Origin of the sequence: Bradyrhizobium sp. USDA 4532 (assembly GCF_024171315.1) — a bacterium.
Classification (GTDB): Bacteria; Pseudomonadota; Alphaproteobacteria; order Rhizobiales; family Xanthobacteraceae; genus Bradyrhizobium; species Bradyrhizobium australafricanum.
In genome coordinates, this window is the sequence record NZ_JALJZN010000001.1 from 2,303,665 (window position 1) to 2,329,179 (window position 25,515).

A 25,515-nucleotide genomic window follows, 5' to 3' on the forward strand; every position below is an offset into this window, starting at 1 on the left:
CCACAGCCCCAATCACAACCCCGCAGCGGCCGGCATCGGCTTGACCTTGCCGGCGCGCTCCTGCTTCAGGAGTTCGGCGATCAGGAAGGCCATGTCGATCGACTGTTCGGCATTAAGACGGGGATCGCAGACCGTGTGGTAGCGGTCGTTGAGGTCCTCATCGGTGATGGCGCGCGCGCCGCCGATGCATTCGGTGACGTCCTGTCCGGTCATCTCCAGGTGCACGCCGCCGGCATGGGTGCCTTCGGCAGCGTGGATCTGGAAGAACGACCTCACCTCCGACAGCACGCGATCGAACGGCCGCGTCTTGTAGCCCGAGGTCGAGGTGATGGTGTTGCCGTGCATCGGATCGCACGACCACACCACCTTGCGCCCTTCCCGCTGCACGGCGCGGATCAGGCCTGGCAGATGGTCGCCGACCTTGTCGGCGCCGAACCGGTTGATCAGGGTCAGGCGCCCCGGCTCATCGTCGGGATTGAGGATGTCGATCAGCTTCAACAGTTCGTCCGGCTTCAGCGACGGGCCGCATTTCAGGCCGATCGGGTTCTTGATGCCGCGGAAATATTCGACATGGCCGTGATCGAGCTGACGGGTTCGGTCGCCGATCCAGATCATGTGGCCGGAGGTCGCGTACCAGTCGCCGGTGGTGGAATCGACCCGCGTCATCGCCTGCTCGTAGCCGAGCAGCAGCGCCTCGTGGCTGGTGTAGAAATCGGTGGCGCGCAGCTCGGGATGGCTCTCGAGGTCGAGGCCGCAGGCGCGCATGAAGTTCAGCGCATCCGAGATACGGTCGGCCAGCTCCTTGTAGCGGCGTGATTGCGGCGAATCCTTCAGGAAGCCGAGCATCCACTGATGCACGCTGCCGAGATTGGCGAAACCACCGGTGGCGAACGCGCGCAGCAGGTTCAGCGTCGCGGCGGATTGCCGATAAGCCATCAGCTGGCGCTGCGGATCGGGAATGCGCGCTTCCGGGGTGAAGGCGATGTCGTTGACGATGTCGCCGCGATAGCTCGGCAGCTCGACGTCGCCCTGCTTCTCGGTCGGCGACGAGCGCGGCTTGGCGAACTGGCCGGCGATCCGGCCGACCTTCACCACCGGCAGCGCGCCGGCATAGGTCAGCACGACCGCCATCTGCAACAGGACGCGGAAGAAGTCGCGGATGTTGTTGGCGCCGTGCTCGGCAAAGCTCTCGGCGCAGTCGCCGCCCTGCAGCAGGAAGGCCTCGCCGGCGGCGACCCGCCCCAGCGCCTTCTTCAGGCTGCGCGCCTCGCCCGCGAACACCAGCGGCGGAAAAGTCGCCAGCTGGGCCTCGACATCGGCCAATGCCTTGGCATCGGGATAATCGGGCACCTGCAGCACCTTCTTGGCGCGCCAGCTATCGGGTGTCCACCGCTCGGACATGAGGTCAACTCCTGAGCAAAAACCGCAACTTAATCACGGCATGACGAAAGCCCGGCTTATACACAGGGCCCCGCTTTCCCGCTAGAAGGATTCCTGCAATCTGGTCAAACCCTTGCAGGGAAATCCGAATTCGCATTTGGTAGAGCATAGCATGAATGCCGGGGAAATCGCCGTGGCCTCCGCCGCGCTGGACGACGTTTTTAGCGACGACATCGTCGTGCCGGCCGCGGACGGCTATCCGCTCGCCGCGACGCTGTTCCTGCCGCGCGGCACGCGGCGTCAGGCCGTGCTGATCAATTCGGCGACTGCCGTGCCCCGCAAGGTCTATCGCGGCTTCGCCGGCTACCTCGCCCGCCGCGGCGCCGCGGTACTGACCTACGACTACCGCGGCACCGGCGGTAGCCGGCCGATGGCGGCGACCGGCCTCAACAAGCCGAAATCACTGGCCGGCTTCAAGGCCACGATGGCGGACTGGGCTGCGCTCGACGCCACCGCGGCGGTGAGCTGGATGCGCGAGCGCTATCGCAGCCTCCCCTTCGCCTATGTCGGCCACTCCTTCGGCGGCCAGGCGCTCGGGCTGCTTGCCAACAATGCCGAGATCCCGCGCGCGCTCCTGATCGCATCGCAGGCTGCCTATTGGAAGCTGATGGCCTCGCCCGAGCGCTACCGCGTCGTCGCCTTCATGACCGGCGTCGGCCTGCCGCTGGCGCGCACGCTCGGTTACCTCCCCGCCTGGGCCGGCCTCGGCATGGACCTGCCGAGGGGCGCGTTCGAGCAATGGCGGAACTGGGTGATGCGGGAGCGCTATCTGCTCGATGATGCCACGCTGACAGCGCGCGAGAATTTTCCGAAGTTCAAGGGCAAGCTCCGCGCGCTTGTCATGACCGACGACACCTGGGCAACGCGGCCGGCGGTCGAATTGCTGTGCTCCGCCTTCACGTCGATCACGCCGGAGATCATCTCGATCCGTCCCGCCGACGCCGGCGCAAAAGCGATCGGCCATCTCGGCTTCTTCCGCAGCGACCACCGCGACGCGCTGTGGCGCGGTGCCGCGGAGTGGATTGAGGCGGAGGGATAGACGCGGCACTCTCCGGCGTCGTCCCTGCGCTTTCGCAGGGACGACGCCGCATTATATTGCGCCGCTGGTGAATCATAATTTCGCATTCTCGCGACATGAATCGCGCGAGCTTTGCTCTTCAACCCGGATTCGCGGTCAAGATGATGGGTATCGCTTCGCTCCGCCCACCCTGCCAGCCTCACACCACCTTCCGCGGCGCAGCCGTCGCAGCGTCACCCGTGTTCGGCGTCCCGGTCGGTTCGATCAGCAGCAGATGCACCTCTTCCCTTGCGACAGGCCGATGCTCGACGCCTTTCGGCACGATGTACATCTGGCCGGGCGTTAGCGTCACGGTGCGGTCGCGCAGCTCGATGTCGAGGATGCCTTTCAGGACGAGGAAGAAGTCGTCGGTGTCGTCGTGCTCAGACGAACTCGCCCTGCACCTTCACCACCATGACGTCGCAGGCGTTGAATTGCGCGACGGTGCGCGGCGACCAGTGATCGCTGAATGTCGACAGTTTCTGCGAAAGATCGATCGCGCCGCTCATGATGCCTCCGGGTCCGGGCCAGCCTGCCGGACTCGTTAGCTCAGCCGCGCGACGCACTCAATGCACGCCCCTCAGCCTCTCCGGATATGTACTCGGCCCATTGTGCCCGTTGATGTCGCAAGGCGCTTCGCCGTTGGTGGCCCGCCGCGCCAGCAGTTCCTTTTCGGCCTGATACCAGAGCTGATCCATCTTGCCCGGCGGCTCGCCGGCGTCCTTCCACAATTCGTAGGCGCGGGTCCGGATCTCCTGCTCGGTTGGGCCTCTCATGCGCGGCTCCCTCAATTTGAGACATCAAACTGTTTGAGAGTGGAACGGACAGCATAGCGCAAGGTTCCAGGGTGCGCGAGACGGCCGCGCGCCGATGGCGCATCGCCTGTGCACAAGCGCCGTTGCGCAGACCATTCGCCGGAAACCGCGTTCGATTTGAGGGCGCGAAGCGACCCTGAGGAAAAGTCCCGGGCGGATGTGCATGTCAACAAGGGTGCCCTAATTCCCGGGCACGAAGCGCGGCCGTCGGCGTCGGTCTTGCGGAGGCGCGCTACCCCTTCCGAGGTATGAAACCTTTGCCCCGCTTCCGCAGACAAAAACTCATCAGGATTTTGCCAACCTTCCTGGGGCTAGAGACAGCGCCGTCCGCATGTATTTTAAGCGGGCGGCGTTGGGCTGTCAGGCAGGGCTCATTCCCCGTTCCCCATCGCCAGGAGAACACCAGGACGGCAGCGCCGGCCCCTGCGGGCTACCGCTATTCCGCCGCCTGGCGCACGTGGCGCGCGGTGGGCGTCCGCATCGTCACCAGCTCTTCGGAAGCGGTCGGATGCAGCGCGATGGTGGCGTCGAAATCGGCCTTGGTCGCCTTCATCTTGACGGCGATCGCGACGGCCTGGGTGATTTCGGCGGCGCCATCGCCGACGATGTGGCAGCCGAGCACGCGGTCGCTCGCGCCGTCGACCACGAGCTTCATCAGCACGCGGGTGTCGCGGCCGGACATCGTCGCCTTGATCGGGCGGAAATCGGTCTTGTAGATGTCGACGTGGCTGAACTGCGCCCGCGCCTCCTCTTCCGTCAGACCAACGGTGCCGACCTCCGGCTGCGAGAACACCGCGGTCGGGATCGTGGCGTGGTCGACCTCGACCGGGCGCTTGCCGAACACCGTGTCGGCGAAGGCATGGCCCTCGCGGATCGCAACCGGCGTCAGATTGGTGCGGTGGGTGACGTCGCCGACCGCGTAGATGTTGTCGACCGAGGTCTTCGACCAGCCGTCGACCTGGATGCCGCCATTCGCTGGATTGATGGCGACGCCGGCGGTCTCGAGCCCGAGATTGGCGACATTGGGATGCCGGCCGATCGCGAACATCACCTGGTCGGAGGCGATGCTCGAGCCGCTCGACAGGTGCGTGGTGAAGTCACGGCCGTGCTTGTCGACCTTCGCCACCGTGCAGCCGGTGATGATGGTGATGCCGCGCTTCTCCATCTCGGCGCGGACATGCTTGCGCACGTCCTCGTCGAAGCCGCGCAGGATGTTGTCGCCGCGATAGATTACCGTGACGTCGGAGCCGAAGCCGGCGAAGATGCCGGCGAATTCCAGCGCGATGTAGCCGCCGCCCTGGATCACGATCCGCTTCGGCAGCTCCTTGAGGTGAAACGCCTCGTTGGAGGAGATCACGTGCTCGATGCCGGGCACGATCGGCCCGTGATTGGGCGCGCCGCCGGTCGCGATCAGGATGTACTTCGCCGTCACCTTCTCGCCGGTGGCGAGTCTGATGGTGTGGGCATCCTCAAGCACCGCGCGGGTCTTCGCGATCCGTGCGCCCGACTTCTCGACGTTGGTGGTGTAGGCGCCCTCGAGCCGGGCGATCTCCTTGTCCTTGTTGGCGACGAGAGTGGCCCAGTCGAACGAGACCTGCCCGATGCTCCAGCCGAAGCCGGCCGCGTCCTCGATCTCGTCGTGGACGTGGCTGCCGATCACGAACAGCTTCTTCGGCACGCAGCCGCGGATCACGCAGGTGCCGCCCATCCGGTACTCTTCGGCGACCATGACCTTCGCACCGTAACCCGCGGCGATGCGGGCGGCACGAACGCCGCCCGAACCACCACCGATGACAAACAGGTCGACGTCAAACTCGGCCATGGTAAATCTCAGCTCTAATCGCCGGAATTCGGCTTGATCAACTGCTTTCCCTCAGCTTGAGGGCATCTAGTCTTTCACCGCCGTCATTGCGAGGAGCGATAGCGACGAAGCAATCCATCTCTCCGCTTGTGGGACAATGGATTGCTTCGCTTCGCTCGCAATGACGTAGATTAGTGCGGCGCACTCAACTTGACGCCCGTCATGCTGAGGCGTCGTTTAGATATCCTTGCCGCGCTTCTTCATCTCGGCCTTGAACTGGGCGTTGACGATCACGCCAAACTGCTGCGCCCACTGCTGCATATATTGCAGCGAATCGTTGATTGCCTTGGGCTCAGAGGTCAGAAGCTTCTGACCGAGCGGCGTCTTGTAGAAGATCACGAGATCCTTCAGCTCCTGCTCGGTGAACTCGGCGGCGTAGAGCTGCGCCATGCCTTCGCCGATTTCCTTCTCACTGCCACCCAGGTTCTTGGCGATGACGAGCGCGACCTCGTTGAGGTCCTTCTGGTAGTTGAGGTATTGCTGGAGCAGACCGGTCTTGGTCTTCTCGATGATTCCAGGAACGGCGCCGGCATACATCACCTGCACGTTCTTCATCTGAAGGATTTCCTTGGCGTACCCAATCGCCGCGGGGGTCGACTGCTTGACCTGGGGCATGGGAGGCAGCTGCGGCTGCTGCGCCATCGCCGGTGCGAGCGCCAGTCCAGCCGCCAGGGCCGCAGCCGACAAAAGTCCCGAAAAACGATTCATTCCAAGTCTCCTTGCTTGCGGCCTCATGGCCGTTCAACAACCCGAATTCCCTGCACGCCGGCCAGCACGGCGACGCTGCCAAGCCCGATGAACAGGCCGTGTTCGACCACGCCCGGAATCACGCTGAGCAAACCGGCAAGACGCGGCGGATCGCCGATCCGGCCGAGATGGGCATCGACGATCCAGTGGCCGCCATCGGTGACAAAAACGTGACCGTCCTTGCCCTGACGGACCAGCATTTCGCCGGATACGCCAGCCTCTGAAAACGCCCGCGCCATCGCGGCCTGGGTCGCGGCGAGCCCGAACGGGATCACCTCGACCGGCAACGGAAAGCGGCCGAGCACGTCGACCCATTTGCTGTCGTCGGCGATCACGATCATGCGATCACTGGCGGCCGCGACGATCTTCTCGCGCAGCAGCGCCCCGCCGCCGCCCTTGATCAGGTTGAGCGCCGGGTCGATCTCGTCGGCGCCGTCGATGGTGAGGTCGAGATGGTCGATCTCGTCCAGCGTAGTCAGCGGAATGCCGCAGCGGATCGCATCCGCGCGGGTCGCTTCCGAGGTCGGCACGCCGATCACCTTCATGCCCGACCGGACCTTCTCGCCGAGCAGCTCGACGAAATGCTTCGCGGTCGATCCGGTGCCGAGCCCGAGCTTCATGCCGTCGCGCACCTCTTCGAGCGCGCGCGCCGCCGCCTGGCGTTTCAGTGCGTCCATGTCCACGTGCCGATAGCCCCTCGGTTGGTCCGTTACGGGCCGCCATCGGGTGGCCCGGCGGGCGCATATCTAGCGTCGTTTTGCAGGCAGGAATAGCGGCAAGCGGACCAGTCTTTAGGCCGAAACGGCGTCCATCGCGGCCAAAATCGCCGAAAAGCGCTGTTCGACCTCGGCCCGCATCCCGGGGTGGGTGAAAATGTAGAACTGGTCGTCGCGGATCGCGGCCAGCACATGTCCTGCAACCGACGCCGGATCGAGACCGGCCTCCAGGCGTCGCGCGATCTCGGCGACGACAGCGGCCATCGGGCTTGCCGGATCGAACTGACGGGTCGGGCCGTACTGCTCCGGGCGGTTGCGCCCGCTCTCGCCGATCCGGGTCCGCACAAAGCTCGGACAGAGCACGCTGACGCCGATCCCGAGCGGCCTGAGCTGCATGGCGAGCCCTTCGGACAGGCTGACGACGGCGAACTTGGTCGCCGAATACGGGCTCAAGCCAAGCCCGGCATTCATCCCGGCCATCGAAGCCGTATTGACGATATGGCCACCCTCGCCGTGCCCGCGGATGTGCGGCAGGAAGCTCCTGATGCCGTGCACGACGCCCATCAGGTTGACGTCGATCACCCAGCGCCAGTCGTCGACCGAGATCGGGTCAATGCCGCCGCCGGCCGCGACGCCGGCATTGTTGCAGACGACATGGACCTTGCCGAAGGCGCGGAACGACGCCTCCGCCGCGCGATCGACGCTTAGGCGATCGGCAACGTCGCAGACCACGCCATGAGCATCCGCACCGCCGGCGCGCAGCGCATCGACGGCCTCGTCCAGCGGACCGGCTTCAATGTCGGCGAGCATCACCTTCATGCCCTCGCGAGCAAAGGCGGTTGCCATCGCCAGTCCGATTCCGCTGGCCGCGCCGGTGACGAAAGCGGCTTTTCCGGCAAGTTCCCGCATCTCAGCCTCCCCTATCTCATGACGTGCCCACATCTACTCTTGCATCGCAGCGCCCGGCCCGATAGCCAAAAGCATCATGTCCGCCGCCTCTCCCCCCATCGTCGTATTCGATCTCGACGGCACGCTGGTCGACACCGCGCCTGATCTGATCGGCGCGCTGAACCATGTGCTCGACCGCGAGGGCCTGCGGCCGGTGCCGCTGGCGGCCGCGCGCAACATGATCGGCGCCGGCGCGCGCAAGCTGCTCGAACGCGGGCTCGAGGTGGAAGGACGCGCGGTCAGCGTCGGTGACCTCGACCGCTTGACCGCGGATTTCGTCGACTATTATGCCGAGCATATCGCCGACGGCTCGCGACCGTTCGACGGGCTCGAGGCCGCGCTCGACCGGCTCGAAGCAAAGGGCCATCGCTTTGCGGTGTGCACCAACAAGCTGGAATGGCTGTCGAAGCTGCTGCTCGACCGGCTCGGCCTAACCAAGCGCTTCGCCGCGATCTGCGGCGCCGATACCTTCGGCATCGCAAAACCCGATCCCACGTTCCTGCGCGAGACGGTGGCCCGCGCCGGCGGCCGGCTGCCCGGCGCCATCATGGTCGGCGATGCTGGCCCCGATGTCGGGGTCGCAAGGCGCGCCCAGGTCCCGGTGATCGGCGTCGATTTTGGCTATACCGACGTTCCGATGACCGAGCTGAAGCCGGACCGGCTGATCAGCCATATGCGCGATCTGCCGGACGCCGTCGCCAGCCTGAGCGCGGCATAAACTTTCCGCAACACACTGATATCGCTTGGCAATATTTAGCCATGCGATTCCACCATTAACCATCCTTTAACGAGCAGGCCCCCCGCTGTTGCGCCTCTGTTCCGACGCACCTATGGTCCGCTCCGGGGATTGTGGCTGATTGCCGCAGTAGAGTGTGGATCATGCGTCGTATCATCGTGATTGCGGCCGCCGGGCTGAGCCTGGCCGGCTGCTCCTCCTTCTCATTGGATTCGTTCAAGTCGGCGCCGCCACCGATGCCGGTTCAGCTGGATTCAAACCCGCCGGGCGCCGACGCCGTGACCTCGCTCGGACCGGGCTGCAAGACGCCCTGCACCGTGTCGATCCCGGCGCCGGAGACCAACTTCTCCGTCACCTTCAACATGCCGAAGTTCCAGCCGGCGACCGTTCCGGTCACCGTGACCCGCGTTCCCGGCGACTTCACCACGCCGGCGACCACGACGCTGGATCCCAGTCCGGTGTTCGCCGAGCTGCAGCCGGCCGGACCGCCGCCGCGCGCGGCGAAGAAGCCGATACGGAAGAAGAAGCCGAAACCGGCTGCCGCTGCGGCGCCTGCCGCCGCTCCGGACTCCGCGTTCCCCGCCCCGAGCGCGGCTGCGCCGGCGCCGGCCGCCGCGCCGTCGCGCTAGCGCGGGCGGCCGAACCGCATTTGCACTGCACAAGAGCCCGGCCCAAAGCCGGTTTTTGTATTTGGTCGAGACACATCCGCGATTGCGATCCTACATCGCGCGATCTGCCTCGCCTATCGCTTTGCATGCTGCGGATCATCCATACGATCATCCCTTGGGACGCATTGTGACAACGCGCCAACATGCATAGATTGCGGATGCCGGAGCCGATCACGGCGCGGCAGGCAGGAAACAGATTGCAAGGCCCGAACTGAATGAACGGATCCACGCAAGCACATTCCGACACGCTGTTTCGTCCGATGACCGATCCGTTCGGCCGGACCATCCGTTATTTGCGCGTCTCCGTCACCGACCGCTGCGACCTGCGCTGCTTCTACTGCATGTCGGAGGACATGACCTTCCTGCCGAAGGCCGATCTCTTGACGCTGGAAGAGCTCGACCGGCTCTGCTCGGCGTTCGTCGCCAAGGGCGTGCGCAAGATCCGCCTCACCGGCGGCGAGCCGCTGGTCCGCCGCAACGTGATGGGCCTGGTGCGCTCGCTGTCGCGGCATCTGACCACGGGCGCACTCGACGAATTGACGCTGACCACCAACGGTTCGCAGCTGGCGCGCTTCGCCCAGGAGCTGGGCGATTGCGGTGTGCGCCGCGTCAACGTCTCGCTCGACACCCTCGACCCCGTAAAATTCCGGGCCATCACCCGCTGGGGCGACATCGACAAGGTGCTGTCGGGCATCGAGGCGGCGCGGTCGGCGGGACTCGCGGTCAAGATCAACGCGGTCGCGCTGAAGAACCTGAACGAGGACGAGATACCGGCGCTGATGGAATGGGCGCACGGCAAGGGCATGGGCCTCACCTTGATCGAGGTGATGCCGATGGGCGACATCGGCGAAGGCCGGATCGATCAGTACGTGCCGCTGTCCTTGATGCGCGCGCGGCTCGAGAAACACTACACGCTGACCGATCTGCCCGACGACACCGGCGGCCCCGCTCGCTACGTCCGGGTCGCCGAGACCGGCGGCAAGCTCGGCTTCATCACGCCGATGACCCATAATTTCTGCGAATCCTGCAACCGGGTGCGGATCACCTGCACCGGCACGCTGCACACCTGCCTCGGCCACGAGGACGCCTCCGACCTGCGCCGGCCGCTGCGTGCCTCCGCCGACAACGATTTGCTGGCGGCGGCCATCGACCGGGCCATCGGACTGAAGCCGAAGGGGCACGATTTCATCATCGACCGCCGCCACAACCGTCCGAGCGTCAGCCGCCACATGAGCGTGACCGGCGGCTAGTCTTCAAGCTCCCTCCCGACGCGCGGCCTGTCCCCCGATTACCAAGGCGGGACAACAGTTTGCCGCGGCGTCAATTTGTCCATTTTCCGATTGACGGCGTTCCATGGCGCTGATTTGGTGAATCAGCTTTCACGCTAGTCTGGCCAGCATAGGCCGCTGCCCTCCGTCGGCTCCTGTCGACGATTCCCGGCAGCCAAGAACGGCTGAAGCGGATTTCGGGGGAGGACGAACGTTTGCAACTGCTCCTGAAAGTGAGCCGTGGCTCCGTGCGCAAGCGCGCGGCGGCCAGATGATGCTTGAAGAGATATTCGGCGCGCGGATGGCGCGACCGTGGAGATCGTGATGCGCCCATTGTTGGCATTAAGTCAGGCCATCGACCAACTCAACGAGAAGATCGGCTACATCTGCAACCTGCTGGTGCTGATCTCGTGCCTGGTCAGCGCCGGCAACGCCATGATCCGCTACGCGTTCAGCTACTCGTCGAACGGCTGGCTCGAGGCGCAGTGGTACATGTTCGCGATCCTCGTGATGTTCGGCGCCTCCTACACCTTCAAGCGCAACGAGCATGTCCGCGTCGAGATCATGTATCTGATGCTGTCCGAACGCGGCCAGCTCTGGCTCGACCTGATCGGAACGCTGTTCTTCCTGATCCCGGCCTGCCTCCTGCTCGCCTATCTGTCATGGCCGTTCTTCTACCAGGCCTATGCAGTCGGCGAGATGAGCGGCAACGCCGGCGGCCTGCTGCGCTGGCCGATCAAGTTCGTTATCCCGTCCGGCTTCGTGATGCTTGCGCTGCAAGGCGTCTCAGAGGTGATCAAGCGGATCGCCGCGCTGCAGGGCTACGTGACCATCGACGCGAAGTATGAGAGGCCGACTCAATGATCACGCTGGAGATGATGCCGCCACTGATGTTCGGCGGCCTGATCGTAGCGATGCTGATCGGTTATCCGGTGGCGTTCACGCTCGCCGCGGTCGGCCTGTCGTTCGGGTTCCTCTCGATCTATCTCGGCTTCTTCGACCTCAACTTCCTGCAGGCGATCCCGGGCCGCATCTTCGGCAGCGTGCTGTCCAACGAGCTGCTGCTGGCGATCCCTTTCTTCACCTTCATGGGCGCGATATTGGAGAGATGCGGGCTCGCCGAGGACATGCTGGATTCGATGGGCCAGCTGTTCGGCCCGATCCGCGGCGGCCTCGGCTATTCCGTGATCATCGTCGGCTTCATCCTCGGCGCCATCACCGGCACGGTGGCGGCGCAGGTGATCGCGATGGCGCTGATCTCGATGCCGGTGATGATCCGCTACGGCTACAACATCCGCTACATCACGGGCGTGCTCGCCGCCTCCGGCACCATCACGCAACTTGTCCCTCCCTCTCTCGTCCTGATCGTGCTCGCCGACCAGCTCGGCAAGTCGGTCGGCGACATGTATCTCGGCGCCTGGGGCCCATCGGTGTTCCAGATCCTGCTGTTCGCCGGCTACACCTTCCTGCTCGGCATCTTCAAGCCGAGCCATGTGCCGGCGGTGCCGATCGAGGCGCGCACGCTGACCGGGTGGGCGCTGTGGAAGAAGTGCCTGCTCGGCATCATCCCCTCGGCGGTACTGATCTTCGTCGTGCTCGGCACCATGATGATGGGCCTTGCGACCCCGACGGAAGCCGGCGCCATGGGCGCGGTCGGCGCCATCGTGCTCGCCGCCATCCACCACAAGGATTTCAGCGCCACCGGCAACAAGGTGCTGATGGTCGGTGTGATCGCCGGCGGCATCGGCACCATCATCGCGATGCTCTACAGCGAGAACCTGCTCTTCAAGCTCGCCTTCGCGATCACCTACGCCGCGGTGGTCTGGATCTGCCTCGAGGCCGTCAAGATCCCGGACCTGCGCGACCTGATCAAGCAGGGCTACGAGACCACCATGCGGATCACCTGCATGGTCACCTTCATCCTGATCGGCTCGACCTGCTTCTCGGTCGTGTTCCTCGGCGTATCCGGCGGCACCTGGCTGGAGCACCATCTGACCTCGCTGCCCGGCGGCGTCTGGGGCTTCCTGATCTTCATCAACCTGTTCATCTTCTTCCTGGCGTTCTTCCTCGACTTCTTCGAGATCGCCTTCATCATCCTGCCGATGGTCGCGCCGATCGCGCAGAAGGTGCTGGCGCCGGTGGTCGGCCCCGACGCCGCGCTGATCTGGTTCGGCGTGATGCTCTGCGTCAACATGCAGACCTCGTTCCTGCATCCGCCATTCGGCTTCGCGCTGTTCTATCTGCGCGGCGTGGCGCCCAAGGAAGTGAAGAGCTCGGACATCTACTGGGGCGCAATGCCGTGGATCGGCTTGCAGGCGATCATGGTGGCGCTGGTGATCGCGTTCCCGGTCGTCGTCACCGGACTGCTCGACAAGCCGCTCGATGTCGACCTCAACAAGGTCAAGATCGAGGTGCCGCAGATCGACCTGCCGCCGCTCGACTTCGGACAGCCGAAACAGTAGCCCGGCATCAGCGCATTCGGCGTGCCCAGAGCATTTCGGTTCTGATTAAATCAGAACCGAAGCCCTGGATTCTCGTTTTGTCGCGTTTTCTTCACGCGAACCGGCGTCCACTTCGCTCGAAAACGCTCGCGGGCGCGAGGCACGCCGCTGTTGACGGCACCGGCGAGGCCTGTGAAGACGGGGATACGGATCGTCCTCCAACTCACAGATCGCCGCCATGCCCCAATTGCATCCCGCCCGCTCGCTCATTCGCCCGCTGATGCTGTCGCTTGGTCTGGCGCTTGCCGCGCCCGCAGCGCATGCAGCCGACATTCGCGCGCTGGCGCAACAGGAACAGCAGCCGCTGCTCGACACCCTGCGCGACCTCGTGCAGATCGAATCCGGCAGCAAGGACATCGAGGGCCTGAACCAGCTCGCCGAGCGCGTCGCCGGCCAGCTCAGGCAGCTCGGCGGCACGGTCGATATCCTGCAGACCACCGATATCTACCGCCTCGACGACACGCCGGAGAAGATCGGTCCCGCCGTGCAGGCCGTCTTCAAGGGCACGGGCAGCGCGAAGATCATGCTGATCGCGCACATGGATACGGTGTATCTCAAGGGCATGCTGAAGGACCAACCCTTCCGCATCGATGGCGACAAGGCCTATGGGCTCGGCATTGCCGATGACAAGCAGGGCGTCGCCACCATCCTCCACGCCGCGGCGTTGCTGCAGAAGCTGAACTTCAAAAATTACGGCACGCTCACCGTGCTGATCAATGGCGACGAGGAGATCTCTTCGCCCGGCTGGCGCAGCACCATCACCCGCCTCGCCGCGGAACAGGATGCCGTGTTCTCGTTCGAGGGCGGCGGCACCGACGGCACGCTGCGCCTCGCCACCAGCGGCATCGGCTCGGCCTACCTCACGGTGCACGGCAAGTCGTCGCATGCCGGCGCCAGGCCCGAAGGCGGCGTGAATGCGCTCTATGAGCTGTCCCACCAGGTGCTGCAGATGAAGGACCTGTCCAAGCCGGAGCAGGGCCTGAAGCTGAACTGGACGGTGTCCAAGTCCGGCACCAACCGCAACGTGATCCCCGCCGAAGCCACCGCCCAGGCCGATGCGCGCGCGCTCAAGGTGGCGGATTTCGACGAGCTCGAGAAAGCCCTGCAGGACAGGATCAAGAACCGCCTGCTGCCGGACTCCAGGGTGGACGTGAAGTTCGAGGTGCGCCGCCCGCCGCTCGAAGCCAGCGACACCTCGCACCGCGTGGCCGGCCACGGCAAGACGATTTATCAGGAACTCGGCCTGTCGCTGAACGTCGCCGAGCGGGCCACCGGCGGCGGCACCGACGCCGCATTTGCCGCCCTCAAGACCAAGGGCGCCGTGGTGGAAGGCATGGGCCTGTCGGGCTTCGGCGCGCACTCCAACGATGCGGAATACGTGCAGATCAACAGCATCGTGCCGCGCCTCTATTTGATCACGCGCATGATCATGGATCTGTCCGACGGCAAGGTGAAGTAGACCGGCAAGGCCGCGGCACGTTCGCTGGCCGGCTCAGGACGCCGCCGGCTCCGCCTTGGCGAGGCGGAAGCGCAGCGTGAACTGGGCGCCGCCGGACGGCAGGTTCTCCACCCTCACCGTCGCATCGTGATCGTCGACGACGCCGCGCACGATCGAGAGCCCGAGCCCCGCGCCGTCGGTGCGCTGGCGATCGCTGCGCCAGAAGCGCTGGAAGATCAGCCCCTGCTCGGCGGGCGCAATCCCCGGCCCGCAGTCGCGCACCTGCACCGAACCATTGTCGTGCACCTCGACATCGACCGAGGTTCTCTCGGCGGTGTACTTGATGGCGTTCTCCGCCAGATTGAAGATCGCCCGCTGCAGCATCTCCGCATTGCCCCTGACCTGCACCGGACTGTCGGTGCCGCGCAACGCGATATCTTTCCGCTGCGCCAGCGCGTAGGGCGCGATCGAGCCGACCACCTCGGCGCACACCGCGCGCAAATCCGCGGTCTCGCCGGGATCCAGCACCAGCGTGTCGAGCTCGGCGATCTCGAGCAGCTGGCTGACGATGCGGCTCATGCTCTCGATGTCGGCATGCAGCTCCCTGGTCCCCTTGGCCGCATCGAGCGTCTCGATCCGGGTCCTGAGGATCGCAAGCGGCGTGCGCAGCTGATGCGCGGCATCGGCCGTGAACTGGCGCTGCACGTGAAAGCCTTCCTCAAGGCGATCGAACGCCTGGTTGACGGCGGTCACCAGCGGCAGGATCTCGCTCGGAATCCCCTCCGTCGGGAGGCGGATATCGGTCCTTGCCGGCCCGATGCTTCTCGCCTCCTCCGAGGCCCGCAACAGCGGTGTCACCGCGCGGCGGAAGATCAGGATGTCGGTGGCAAGCAGGATCAGAAGGATCGGGATGGTGATCCAGCCGACCCGCCGAAAGAAATTGGAGACGATGTCGTCGATGATCACGTCGCGATGCGACAGGTCCTCGGCGACCAGGATGCGCAGCGTCTGGCCGCCGAGCAGCTTGGTGACGCTGGCACCGGAAATCCGGTTGGCGGACGCCGGCAGTCGCGGCGCCTCGCGATGCGACGAAAACAGCAGGTGACCGTCGGCATCGTAGATGTCGTAGCGGTAGCGGCCATAGGCGTCGGAATAGAGTCCCTTCAGGCTGTCCGGCAGGTTGAGTTGCACCTTGCCCGCGGCATCGACCGAGAGGTTCTGGCCGAGATCGGCGGCCTGGTCGCGCATCGCTTCGCGATGCAGCTGATTGATCTCCGAATTCAACAGCCACAGCAGCAGCAGCGGCAGGAAGATCGCCGCGACCGCGACCGCCACGATGTGCAGGAACGCGATCCGCGACGTCAGCGACTTGAAGCGGAACACGCCTACTTCTCCTCCGCCATCAGATAACCGACGCCCCGAATGGTATGAATGATGACCCTGGCGCGGTGCTCGGTGAGCAGCTTGCGCAGCCGCGACACGTAGACCTCGACCGCGTTCGAGGCGACCTCGCCGGACAGGCCGAAGATGTGGTCCTCGACATTCTTCTTCGGCACCACCCGCCCCTGCCGTCGCAACAGGATCTCCAGCACCGACGTCTCGCGCGCCGAGAACACGTGCGGAGCGCCGTCGACGAACACCTGCTTGCTCTCGGTGTCGTAGACCAGATTGGCGAGCTTCAGCGAGGAGCCGAGCAGCTGGCCGGGTCGGCGCAGGATGGCTTCGAGCCGCGCCACCAGCTCCTCCAGCGCGAACGGCTTCGCCAGATAGTCGTCCGCGCCGCTGCGCAGGCCGCTGACCCGATCCTGCAGGCCGCCCCGCGCGGTCAGCACCAGGACCGGCAGCGGATCGGTCTTGCGGCGAAGCTCCGACAGCACCGACAAGCCATCGCCGTCGGGCAGACCGAGATCGAGGATCATGGCGGCATAACTGACGCTGCGCAGCGCATCGCGCGCCTCGGCAACGCTGTTGACGACATCGGACTCATATCCCGCAGCCATCAGCCCGCTGGCCAGCAGCCGCGAGAGCTCGACATTGTCCTCGACGATCAGAAGGCGCATCGCAGCAATCCTGACTTCATTCAATCGATCTTCTGCTTGCTGTCGTCAAAACAAGACGCATGCGAAGGTGACGTCTCGATGGCGACACAAGCGCATGTTGCTCCAGCTCGTGTTACTGCCCTGAAAACAGATACCGCCTCCCCGCTGCAATCAAAATCTACGCCAGGCGCCTTTGATTGCGCCCGTGTAAGGCTGACGTCAGCTAGCCATGATAACATAACGGATTGCGCGTTCGCGCCCGGAGATCGAGAACTGGCAGCTGCCGCTACGGCCAGCGACCGGCGGTCATGCGTGTTCGCAAGCCGCGGCGCGCCGCGGCCGTGATCGCGGCATGGAAAAAGCCCCGGCGCTTTCGCTCCGAGGCTGATTTCCTGTCCAGCTCGCAGCAATCACGCCTGCGAGTGGCGCGCCATGAAATTGTCGTAGCCGACCTCGGCGACCTGGAACCATTGATAGCCGTTGTTGGAGAACGAGGTCAGCGAGTCATAGACCTTCTTGAAGTTGGCATTGGTCGCGGAAACCTCGGCATGCAGCTCCTTGGCGGCCTTGAAGGAAGCTTCCATCACCGCAGGCGGGAACGGACGCAGCTTGGTGCCGACCGCGAGCAGCTTCTTCAGCGCGATCGGATTGGCCTGGTCGTAGCGCGCCATCATCCAGTTGTTGGCGAGATGGCCGGCCTGCTCGAGCACGAACTGATAATGCTTCGGCAGCGCGTTCCACTTGTCGAGATTGATCATCGCCACCAGCATGGGGCCGCCTTCCCACCAGCCGGGGAAGTAGTAGTTCGGCGCGACCTTGTAGAAGCCGAGCTTCTCGTCGTCGTAGGGACCGACCCACTCGGCCGCATCGATCGTGCCCTTCTCCAGCGCCGGATAGATGTCGCCGCCGGCGAGTTGCTGCGGCACCGCGCCGAGCTTCTGCATCACCTTGCCGGCAAAGCCGCCGATGCGGAATTTGAGGCCCTTGAGATCGTCGACGCTGTTGATCTCCTTGCGGAACCAGCCACCCATCTGGCAGCCGGTGTTGCCGGCGAGCAGCGAGGTGACGTTGTAGCTCTTGTAGAACTCGTTGAGCAGGTCCTTGCCGCCGCCCAGCATGAACCAGGCCTGGTTGAGGCGCATGTTGGGCCCGAACGGCACCGCCGAGCCGAAGGTGAAGGTCGGGTCCTTGCCGAAATAATAATAGGGCGCGGTGTGCCCCATCTCGACGGTGCCGTTCTGCACGGCGTCGAGCACCTGCAGGCCCGGCACGATCTCGCCCGCGGCAAAGGTCTGGATCTGGAATTTGTTGTCGGTGGCTTCACCGACCGCCTTCGCCATCAGCTCGGCGCCGCCGTGCAGCGTGTCGAGCGACTTCGGCCAGCTCGTCGTCAAGCGCCACTTGAGCTCCGGCATCGACTGCGCGATCGCGGGAGCTGCGACCGTGGCGGCGCCGGCGACGCCCAGACCCGTGACCTTGATGAAATCTCTTCGCTTCATTTGAATCCTGCCCTGTTCGATTGTGTTGTCCGAGCGTCGACTGCTTTCGATCGTCGCGCCGCTTTTCTTTTTGCCGTCATGACCGGTGACCGATCACACGCCGCCTTCGTGCCGAGGCTTCGGATGCGAGCATGGAGCATCCCCTTCACGAATGCCAGACGCAAAAAACCCGGCCTCCTTGCGGAGGCCGGGCAATGCGTTCGCGTCGCGCGAACGCTCGTCCAAAAGGCTAGACGCCGATCAGCCGCGGGTGCGCGAGCGGATCATGAAGCTGTCGAAGGTGTATTCGGCGACCTGCCACCACAGATACTGGTCGGAGCGGTACGCCTGCATGGCCTCGATCGACTTCTTGAAGTCGGCATTCTTGGCCGAGATTTCACCCCACAGCTCGTTGGTCGCCTTGAGGCAGGCCTCGAGCACCTCGTTGGTGAACGGACGCAGCTGCGTGCCGCCGGCAACCAGCCGCTTCAGCGCGGAGGGGTTCTGCATGTCGTAGCGCGCGGCCATCCAGCTGTTGGCGTTGGCGGCGCCGTTGGCCAGGATCGCCTGGTAGTTCTTCGGCAGCGCGTTCCACTTCTCCAGGTTGACGAAGGAGTGCACGGTCGGACCGCCTTCCCAGAAGCCCGGATAGTAGTAGTACTTGGCGACCTTCTGGAAGCCGAGTTTCTCGTCGTCATAGGGACCGACCCACTCGGCCGCGTCGATGGTGCCCTTTTCGAGCGCCGGATAGATGTCGCCGCCGGCGAGCTGCTGCGGCACCACGCCGACCTTCTGCAGCACCTGGCCGGCAATGCCGCCGATGCGCATCTTCAGGCCCGACATGTCGGCGACGGTCTTGATCTCCTTGCGGAACCAGCCGCCCATCTGGGTGCCGGTGTTGCCGGTCGGGAAACCGATCACGCCGAACTTCTTGAAGAACTCGTTGCCGAGCTCCTGGCCACCGCCCTGATACCACCAGGAGTTCTGCATGCGGGCATTGAGACCGAACGGCACCGACGCGTAGATCGCGAAGGTCGGGTCCTTGCCGACATAGTAGTAGGCGACGGTGTGCGACATCTCGACAGTGCCGTTGGAGGTCGCGTCCAGCGCCTGCAGGCCGGGGACGACTTCGCCCGCCGCGAACACCTGGATCTGGAACTTGTTGTCGGTCATTTCGGCGACGTACTTCGACAGCTCGACGGCACCGCCATAGATGGTGTCCAGCGACTTCGGGAAGCTCGAGGTCAGGCGCCACTTGATTTCAGGCGAGGACTGCGCGATCGCCGGCGCGGCAACCGCCGTCGCGGCAGCACCGGCCGCAGAAACTTTCAAAAAATCACGACGCTTCATCGTAAGACTTCTCCTTCAGGGGCGTTTCCCAGTGACCGCAAGCAGTTCTCCGGCAGCCGCGTGAAAGGCTTGCCGAGGCGCTCTGGGTCGGCCCTTTAACACGGAAGGCGGCGTCACGGAAACGCGACAATGGCATGACCGCGCCAATTAAACGAAAGTCTGATGAGGCTGGAAATCAGCCGGAAAATGCGCCTTCAGGCAGCGACGATGACGCCTGGCAGGTGGCCGCGGAGCTGCCGCCGACCGCGCGGTAAATCGCCGCGTGCGGACCGTCCGGCCCGCTCTCAACCGTCGGGTTACCGGAGCTATCAGCGCCGCGTCGTCGCCCGCGCCTTCTTGGCTTGATCAGCCAAATACCGCCCGCGCCGGATCCAGCTTTGCGCGGTTGTCTTGCTGACACCATACGTCTTGGCGATCACCTCGGCGGCCTCGCCGATCGAGTCGGATTTCTTGGCCATGTTGAATGCCAGCCGGGAGGCCTCTGCGCGCTTCTCCCGCGTCAGATGTTTGCGGTGCTGTTTGTTTGCTTCGCGTGATGCTGCCATGTCGATGGTCGCCTCACGGCCCCTTCCCGCAGTTTGGTTTCACCCGTGGCCGCCTTCCGCTGATCGAAGGGTGGTACGATTCGGCCACTCCTGCATAAACATACAGGCCGGAACCGATTCAGCAATCGTCCAAACGCCACGGGCCTGTGAAGAAAGCCCGCCGGGCTCCCGACGCTTCGCGACCAATCGGCCCAGCAGCGCAGGCTCAGGCAGCCGCGATGACGCCTTGCAGCTGCTCACGGACCTTGCCGCCGATCGCGCGGTAGATCGCCGCGTGCGGGCCGTCCGGTTCGCTCTCGACCACCGGGTTGCCGGCATCGGAGGCGGTGCGGATCGCGATGTGCAGGGGAATCTCGCCGAGGAACGGCACCCCCAGCTTCTCGGCTTCGTGGCGGGCGCCGCCATGGCCGAAGATATCCGAGCGGGTGCCGCAATGCGGGCACTGGAAATAGCTCATGTTCTCGACGATGCCGAGCACCGGCACGCTGACCTTCTTGAACATCGCAAGCCCGCGCCGGGCGTCGATCAGCGAGAGGTCCTGCGGGGTCGAGACGATGACGGCGCCCTTGAGCGGAACGTTCTGCGCCAGCGTGAGCTGGGCATCGCCGGTGCCGGGCGGCATGTCGACCACGAGCACGTCGAGCGTGCCCCAGGCGACGTCGCGCAGCATCTGGGTGATCGCCGACATCACCATCGGCCCGCGCCAGATCATCGCGGTGTCCTCCTCGACCAGGAAGCCGATCGACATGATCGACAGGCCGAAGCGCTGCAGCGGGACCATCTTCTTGTCGTCATTGAGCTGCGGCTTCTCGCGGATGCCGGTCAGCCGCGGCACCGACGGGCCGTAGATGTCGGCGTCGAGCAGCCCGACGCGCAGGCCGAGGTCGCGCAGGCCGAGCGCGAGGTTGAGCGCCGTGGTCGACTTGCCGACGCCGCCCTTGCCGGAGGCGACGGCGATGACGGCGGAGATGCCGGGGATCTCGGCCTGCCGGGCCATCGGCGATTGCCCGCCGGGCGGATGCGGATGGCGATGGGCGGACGCCGGCGGGACGCCGCCGGCCGGCCGCGGCGCCGGTGCCGCAGCGCCCGCCTTGCGCTCGGCGGTCAGCGCGATCATCGCGACGCTGACGCCGGGAATGGCGCGCACGGCATTCTCGGCCTGCGCACGCACGCTCTCCCAGGCGCGGGCCTCCGCGGCGTCGACATTGATCGAGAAGAACACCTTGCCGTCGGTGACCGTGATCGCCGACAGCACATTGGCGTTGGTCAAGGCTGTGCCGCGTGGCGACATCACCTTGGCAAGGCAATCGAGGACCTGTTGCTGCGTCACGCTCACCGCGCATCTCCTGGAAAGTTCAAGAGACCGACCCATAGAGCGTTGCAGCGCAAAAGGCTACCTCGCTCCGACGTCGTCCCGCCGCTCGGCCGGCGCGGCGGAGCCGCCTTCCTTGGCGGCCTCGTAGTTCAGCTCGATCATGACCCCGTTGGGGTCGTTGACGAAGATCTGCCAGAGATCGCCGCCGGGAACCTGGCGCGAGTCGAATTCCATGCCCTTGGACTGAAGCCGCTGCCGCATCCCATCGAAGCCCTGGCTGGCAAAGGCGACGTGATGGACGACGCCCGAGTCAGGCTTTTGTGCCTCGTCGGTCGCCGAAATATCGACCAGATGCACGACCGCCTTGCCCTCGCTGTACATCCACGCACCGGGGAACGCGAAGTTCGGCCGCGCGCCCTTTTCCAGGCCCAGGATGTCCTCATAGAACCGCACCGTGGCGGAGAGATTCCGGGTCCGGATATTGAAATGATCGAGCACACCGACGCTCATGCCCATGCGATACACTCCCTTTTTTGTGAAGTTCGTTGGTGGCCCAATCCTAGCACAAAACCGCCTTCTGCCATCCCACCAAGGCCGTTGCCCTCCGCTGCACAGGGGGTATGGTGCGGCTCCTTCCATGGACGGAATGCCCTGCCCGCCGCGACGTTTTCCGGCGGTCTCAAGGGGCGATCACCACGGCAAATCACAAGGTAACAGATATGGCTAAAGTCGCTTTCCTCGGTCTCGGCGTGATGGGTTTCCCGATGGCGGGACACCTCGTGAAAAAAGGCGGCCATGAGGTCACCGTGTACAACCGGACCGCGGCGAAGGCGAAGGAATGGGCCGACAAGTTCGGCGGCAAGACGGCGCCGACCCCGAAGGCCGCCGCCGAAGGCCAGGATTTCGTGATGTGCTGCGTCGGCAACGACAACGACCTGCGCGCGGTCACGATCGGCCCCGACGGCGCCTTCGCCGGGATCAGGAAGGGCGCGACCTTCGTCGATCACACCACCGCCTCCGCCGAGGTCGCCCGCGAGCTCGATGCCGCCGCGACCAAGGCCGGCTTCAAATTCGTCGACGCGCCGGTGTCGGGCGGCCAGGCCGGCGCCGAGAACGGCGTGCTGACTGTGATGTGCGGCGGCAGCGAAGACGCCTATGCGGGCGCCGAGCCGATCATCACCGGCGCTTACGCGCGGATGTGCAAATTGCTCGGGCCGGCGGGCGCCGGCCAGCTCACCAAGATGGTCAACCAGATCTGCATCGCCGGTCTGGTTCAGGGCCTGTCGGAGGGCATCCACTTTGCCAAGAAGAGCGGCCTCGACGTCGCCGCCGTGATCGAGACCATCTCCAAGGGCGCGGCGCAGTCCTGGCAGATGGAGAACCGCTACAAGACCATGAACGAGGGCAAGTACGATTTCGGCTTCGCGGTCGAGTGGATGCGCAAGGACCTCTCGATTGCGCTGGCGGAGGCCCGCCGCAACGGCGCCACCCTGCCCGCCACCGCGCTGGTCGACCAGTTCTATGCCGAGGTCGAGAAGATGGGCGGCAAGCGTTGGGACACGTCGAGCCTGCTGGCGCGGCTGCAGCGGTAACACTTCCCACCATTTCGTCATGCCCGGGCTTGTCCCGGGCATCCACGTCTTTGGATCCACGAAAAGCAAGACGTGGATGGCCGGGACAAGCCCGGCCATGACAACATGGAATTGTCAGACCCGGCGTGCGCGTGTGCGCCCGCCATCGCACAACAGCGGGACCCCCGCGCAAAAGTTAATTTAACTCCCCGTTTACGCTTTTCCTTAGCTCTTTAAGGCAACGCTTAATGATTTAGCGTCACAGATAGACAATGCAAAAAGCCCGCGCGGTTCGTGGGCAGGATTTGTGTTGTTGATGAGTAATCCCGCAGAAAAGCCTGAAGTTGTAGCGCTTCCGGCAGGACCTCAGGTGACGGTGCCGGTGAACAGCCGGCGCGTCGCCGCGCAGCGGGTGCGCGAGGCGCGGGATCGGTTAACGTCAACCAGTGGAACCCGCCCGGCGTTCGACGCCGAACTGCTCCGTCAATACGCCCAGACCCGGATCTCGGCGTCCTACGTCGTGATGCTGCTCGTGGTGGCAACCGGCGTGCTGTTTGGCCTCTGGATGAAGCCGATCGTGGCCGGCGCCTGGACAGTCGGCATCCTCTGCGTCCATCTCGCGATCATCCGCAGTTGTTCCCGCTTCCTCGCCGAACCAACCTCGGTCGCGGTCACCCGCAAATGGCGGACCCGCTTCGTGCTGCTCGACCTGCTCTACGGCCTGTGCTGGACCGCGATCCTGATCCACCCCGCCGGGCGCGATCTCGCCTCCAACACGCTGATGATGTTTTTGATGCTGCTGGTGATCGCGGTCTCCAGCATGCTGGCCGCGAGCCTGCCGATCGCGGCCCTCGCGGCAACGGTTCCGGTGACGGTCGGGATCGCGCTCGACCTCGTGCTCAATGGCGCGTTCGACAATTACGTGCTGGCGCTGCTGGCGCTTGCGGCCGAAGGCTATTTCGCCTTGCTCGCGCACCGCCTGCATTCGACCACGCTGGCGACGCTGGAGGCCCGCGCCGAAAAGGATGCGCTGATCGGCGAGTTGGAACAGGCCAAGGCGATCTCGGACGAGGCGCGGCACCGCGCCGAGTCCGCCAACGTCGCCAAGTCGCGCTTCCTCGCCCAGATGAGCCACGAACTGCGCACGCCGCTCAATGCGATCCTCGGCTTCTCCGAGGTGATGAAGAGCGAGATTTTCGGCGCGCACACCGTGCCGGTCTACAAGGAATATTCCGCCGACATCCATAATTCCGGCGTGCATCTGCTCAATCTCATCAACGAGATCCTCGACCTGTCGCGCATCGAAGCCGGCCGCTACGAGCTGAACGAGGAGGCCGTGGCGCTGGTGCATGTCGTCGCCGATTGCCACCATCTCCTGAAGCTGCGCGCCTCCAGCCGCGGCATCACCATCCACGAGGTGTTCGAGCACGGCATGCCGAGGATCTGGGGCGACGAGCGCGCCATCCGCCAGGTCGTGCTCAACCTGCTCTCCAACTCGATCAAGTTCACCCCGCAGGGCGGCGAAATCTGGCTGAAGGTCGGCTGGACCGCGTCGGGCGGGCAATATCTGAGCGTCAAGGACACCGGAAGTGGCATCGCCGAGGACGAGATCCCGGTCGTGCTGGCCTCCTTCGGCCAGGGCTCCAACTCGATCAAGTCGGCGGAACAGGGCGCGGGCCTTGGCCTGCCGATCGCGAAAAGCCTGATCGACATGCATGGCGGCACCTTCACGCTGAAGTCGAAGCTGCGCATCGGCACCGAGGTGATCGTCACCTTGCCGCCGGAACGGGTGATGAGCGCGCTGGCGCCGATGGCGGAAGAAGCGCCGCCGATGCAGCCGCCGGAGCCCGTCGAGCCCGCGATGGGCGCCGACCGGAAGCGCGTGCGCCGCAAGTCGATCATGAGTGCCGGCACCGGATTGTAGAGCATGTCGCGGAAGATCGTGACGCAGTTATCGATAGAGCCCTTTCCGTTCCGATCGATTCGGAACGGGGCTCCAGATCTTGGTTCTGACGCGCTCTCTCTACGCGAACCGGTATCCACTTCGCTCGAAAACGCTTTGGCAACAAACCCAAGGCGTTCGCGCCAGGACCATGCTCGCGACAAAATGCCGAGGCGTGATGCAGCATCCCATGTCAACCGGCTTGCACCGGCCGCCGAAACCGTTCAACACTTGAACAATGAGCTCAGAGACGCCGTGTATCGCAGTCTGCATGATGGACCCCAGGACGAAGCTCTGCTTCGGCTGTGGCCGCACGCTTCCGGAGATCGCGCGCTGGCACAAGATGGACCGCGCGGAGCGGCTATCGGTGATGGCGACGTTGCCGGCGCGCATGGCCGAGGCTGGGCTCGAGCGCATGGAGCCGCGTCCGAAGCGCGCGTGATCGGCGTTGCGGCGGGAGTGGCGCCGTGACCCGTATCCTCCTCGTCATCGTGCTGCTGATGGCAACCGCCGGCGCCGTCGTTGCCTATGGCGACCCCGAGCAGATCGCCCGCGCCAGGGAGAATCTGACCCAGATCTTCGGCCGCAGCATCACCGCCTCAGCCTCGACCTCCAGCTCCGCCCCCGCCGTGCAGATCGCGCGCGGCCAGGGTGGCGAGTTCGCGTTCCGCGCCAAGATCAACGGCGTCAGCGCCCCGATGGTGATCGACACCGGCGCGACCTCGGTCGTGCTGACCTGGGAAACCGCGAAAGCGATCGGGCTGCCGATCGATATGCTCGAATACAATGTCGACCTCGAGACCGCCGGCGGTCACACCAAGGCGGCGCGGCTGACGCTCGACCGGCTCGCGGTCGGCAAGCTGGTCGAGAAATCGGTGCCGGCGCTGGTGGTGCAGCGCGGGCAGATGAAGACCAACCTGCTCGGCATGAGCTTCCTCGACCGGCTCGAGAGCTGGGGCGTTCGCGCCGACACGCTGAGCCTGACCGGCTACCCCGACGTCACCGGCAGTATCAACACCTCAAGCCGCCACCGGCGCGCGCGCACGGCCGTCGACTAGCGCGACGGCGCCTACTCCACCA

The 25,515-nt window shown here is 64.9% G+C and carries 24 protein-coding genes and 1 pseudogene; 11 read left to right on the forward strand and 14 right to left on the reverse strand.

Translation table 11 applies throughout. The features are described 5' to 3' along the window. Positions 1–12: 12 nt before the first annotated feature. Entirely contained in the window at positions 13–1,401 is a 1,389-nt protein-coding gene (locus J2R76_RS11160; RefSeq protein WP_028334252.1) for a class II 3-deoxy-7-phosphoheptulonate synthase, read from the reverse strand. Positions 1,402–1,552: 151 nt separating this feature from the next. Between J2R76_RS11160 and J2R76_RS11165 the strand changes: the two genes are divergently transcribed. Continuing rightward, the gene (locus J2R76_RS11165) at positions 1,553–2,479 is read left to right on the forward strand and encodes an alpha/beta fold hydrolase (RefSeq protein WP_253623951.1); all 927 of its coding nucleotides are present in this window, start codon (positions 1,553–1,555) and stop codon (positions 2,477–2,479) included. A gap of 178 nt (positions 2,480–2,657) precedes the next feature. Here the strand turns inward: J2R76_RS11165 and J2R76_RS11170 are convergent. The 6 genes and pseudogenes from J2R76_RS11170 to J2R76_RS11195 form a co-directional block, all read right to left on the reverse strand. Then, a pseudogene (locus tag J2R76_RS11170) lies at positions 2,658–3,006 on the reverse strand (cupin domain-containing protein). Between the two features lie 57 nt (positions 3,007–3,063). Further along, complete coding sequence (locus J2R76_RS11175; RefSeq protein ID WP_057017262.1) at positions 3,064–3,273, reverse strand: DUF2934 domain-containing protein; 210 nt, start codon at positions 3,271–3,273, stop codon at positions 3,064–3,066. A gap of 475 nt (positions 3,274–3,748) precedes the next feature. Beyond that, positions 3,749–5,134: a glutathione-disulfide reductase gene (gor, locus tag J2R76_RS11180; protein WP_057017261.1), complete on the reverse strand. Its 1,386-nt coding sequence runs from the start codon at positions 5,132–5,134 to the stop codon at positions 3,749–3,751. 216 nt (positions 5,135–5,350) lie between these two features. Beyond that, on the reverse strand, positions 5,351–5,881 hold the full coding sequence (locus J2R76_RS11185) for a DUF2059 domain-containing protein (RefSeq protein ID WP_057017260.1): 531 nt from the start codon (positions 5,879–5,881) through the stop codon (positions 5,351–5,353). 23 nt (positions 5,882–5,904) lie between these two features. Further along, on the reverse strand, positions 5,905–6,603 hold the full coding sequence (gene rpiA / locus J2R76_RS11190; protein WP_141340543.1) for a ribose-5-phosphate isomerase RpiA: 699 nt from the start codon (positions 6,601–6,603) through the stop codon (positions 5,905–5,907). Between the two features lie 108 nt (positions 6,604–6,711). Beyond that, positions 6,712–7,545, reverse strand: coding sequence for an SDR family NAD(P)-dependent oxidoreductase (locus tag J2R76_RS11195; protein ID WP_253623952.1), 834 nt, complete (start codon positions 7,543–7,545; stop codon positions 6,712–6,714). A 76-nt stretch (positions 7,546–7,621) separates the two neighbouring features. Here J2R76_RS11195 and J2R76_RS11200 point away from each other — a divergent pair, with 76 nt between their 5' ends. The 6 genes from J2R76_RS11200 (at position 7,622) to J2R76_RS11225 (ending at position 14,216) form a co-directional block, all read left to right on the forward strand. After that, positions 7,622–8,302 carry an HAD hydrolase-like protein gene (locus J2R76_RS11200; protein WP_092084387.1) on the forward strand — a complete coding sequence of 227 codons (681 nt, stop codon included), beginning with the start codon at positions 7,622–7,624 and terminating at the stop codon, positions 8,300–8,302. 161 nt (positions 8,303–8,463) lie between these two features. Then, entirely contained in the window at positions 8,464–8,949 is a 486-nt protein-coding gene (locus J2R76_RS11205) for a PEGA domain-containing protein (protein ID WP_076826447.1), read from the forward strand. A gap of 254 nt (positions 8,950–9,203) precedes the next feature. Next, positions 9,204–10,238, forward strand: a complete 1,035-nt coding sequence (gene moaA, locus J2R76_RS11210) for a GTP 3',8-cyclase MoaA (RefSeq protein ID WP_253623953.1) — start codon at positions 9,204–9,206, stop codon at positions 10,236–10,238. A 342-nt stretch (positions 10,239–10,580) separates the two neighbouring features. Then, the gene (locus J2R76_RS11215; RefSeq protein WP_028334243.1) at positions 10,581–11,120 is read left to right on the forward strand and encodes a TRAP transporter small permease subunit; all 540 of its coding nucleotides are present in this window, start codon (positions 10,581–10,583) and stop codon (positions 11,118–11,120) included. Then, on the forward strand, positions 11,117–12,718 hold the full coding sequence (locus J2R76_RS11220; RefSeq protein WP_057017254.1) for a TRAP transporter large permease subunit: 1,602 nt from the start codon (positions 11,117–11,119) through the stop codon (positions 12,716–12,718). Before J2R76_RS11215 ends, J2R76_RS11220 begins: the two co-directional genes overlap by 4 nt. Positions 12,719–12,935: 217 nt before the next feature. Next, positions 12,936–14,216, forward strand: a complete 1,281-nt coding sequence (locus J2R76_RS11225; RefSeq protein ID WP_253623954.1) for a M20/M25/M40 family metallo-hydrolase — start codon at positions 12,936–12,938, stop codon at positions 14,214–14,216. Between the two features lie 33 nt (positions 14,217–14,249). On the opposite strand, the gene J2R76_RS11230 is transcribed toward J2R76_RS11225, so the two are convergent. The 7 genes from J2R76_RS11230 to J2R76_RS11260 all read right to left on the reverse strand — a co-directional run bounded on the left by J2R76_RS11230 (position 14,250) and on the right by J2R76_RS11260 (position 21,438). After that, the gene (locus J2R76_RS11230; protein WP_253623955.1) at positions 14,250–15,578 is read right to left on the reverse strand and encodes a HAMP domain-containing sensor histidine kinase; all 1,329 of its coding nucleotides are present in this window, start codon (positions 15,576–15,578) and stop codon (positions 14,250–14,252) included. 2 nt (positions 15,579–15,580) lie between these two features. After that, complete coding sequence (locus tag J2R76_RS11235) at positions 15,581–16,255, reverse strand: response regulator transcription factor (protein ID WP_028344544.1); 675 nt, start codon at positions 16,253–16,255, stop codon at positions 15,581–15,583. Positions 16,256–16,644: 389 nt separating this feature from the next. Further along, the gene (locus tag J2R76_RS11240) at positions 16,645–17,733 is read right to left on the reverse strand and encodes a TRAP transporter substrate-binding protein (protein WP_028334238.1); all 1,089 of its coding nucleotides are present in this window, start codon (positions 17,731–17,733) and stop codon (positions 16,645–16,647) included. Between the two features lie 240 nt (positions 17,734–17,973). Next, the gene (locus J2R76_RS11245; RefSeq protein ID WP_092084399.1) at positions 17,974–19,062 is read right to left on the reverse strand and encodes a TRAP transporter substrate-binding protein; all 1,089 of its coding nucleotides are present in this window, start codon (positions 19,060–19,062) and stop codon (positions 17,974–17,976) included. Positions 19,063–19,370: 308 nt separating this feature from the next. Next, the gene (locus tag J2R76_RS11250; protein WP_076826437.1) at positions 19,371–19,607 is read right to left on the reverse strand and encodes a hypothetical protein; all 237 of its coding nucleotides are present in this window, start codon (positions 19,605–19,607) and stop codon (positions 19,371–19,373) included. A gap of 205 nt (positions 19,608–19,812) precedes the next feature. Beyond that, positions 19,813–20,943, reverse strand: coding sequence for an Mrp/NBP35 family ATP-binding protein (locus J2R76_RS11255; RefSeq protein WP_057017247.1), 1,131 nt, complete (start codon positions 20,941–20,943; stop codon positions 19,813–19,815). Positions 20,944–21,000: 57 nt separating this feature from the next. Then, the gene (locus J2R76_RS11260) at positions 21,001–21,438 is read right to left on the reverse strand and encodes a VOC family protein (protein ID WP_016843272.1); all 438 of its coding nucleotides are present in this window, start codon (positions 21,436–21,438) and stop codon (positions 21,001–21,003) included. 203 nt (positions 21,439–21,641) lie between these two features. Between J2R76_RS11260 and J2R76_RS11265 the strand changes: the two genes are divergently transcribed. The 4 genes from J2R76_RS11265 (at position 21,642) to J2R76_RS11280 (ending at position 25,493) form a co-directional block, all read left to right on the forward strand. Next, positions 21,642–22,514 (forward strand): NAD(P)-dependent oxidoreductase, encoded by an 873-nt coding sequence (locus J2R76_RS11265; protein ID WP_076826435.1) that lies wholly within the window; start codon positions 21,642–21,644, stop codon positions 22,512–22,514. 295 nt (positions 22,515–22,809) lie between these two features. Beyond that, on the forward strand, positions 22,810–24,417 hold the full coding sequence (locus J2R76_RS11270; RefSeq protein ID WP_057017245.1) for a HAMP domain-containing sensor histidine kinase: 1,608 nt from the start codon (positions 22,810–22,812) through the stop codon (positions 24,415–24,417). 256 nt (positions 24,418–24,673) lie between these two features. Next, positions 24,674–24,877, forward strand: coding sequence for a DUF1289 domain-containing protein (locus tag J2R76_RS11275; protein ID WP_028334232.1), 204 nt, complete (start codon positions 24,674–24,676; stop codon positions 24,875–24,877). Positions 24,878–24,902: 25 nt separating this feature from the next. Further along, positions 24,903–25,493 carry a TIGR02281 family clan AA aspartic protease gene (locus tag J2R76_RS11280; RefSeq protein WP_076826434.1) on the forward strand — a complete coding sequence of 197 codons (591 nt, stop codon included), beginning with the start codon at positions 24,903–24,905 and terminating at the stop codon, positions 25,491–25,493. The last annotated feature ends 22 nt before the right edge of the window (positions 25,494–25,515 follow it).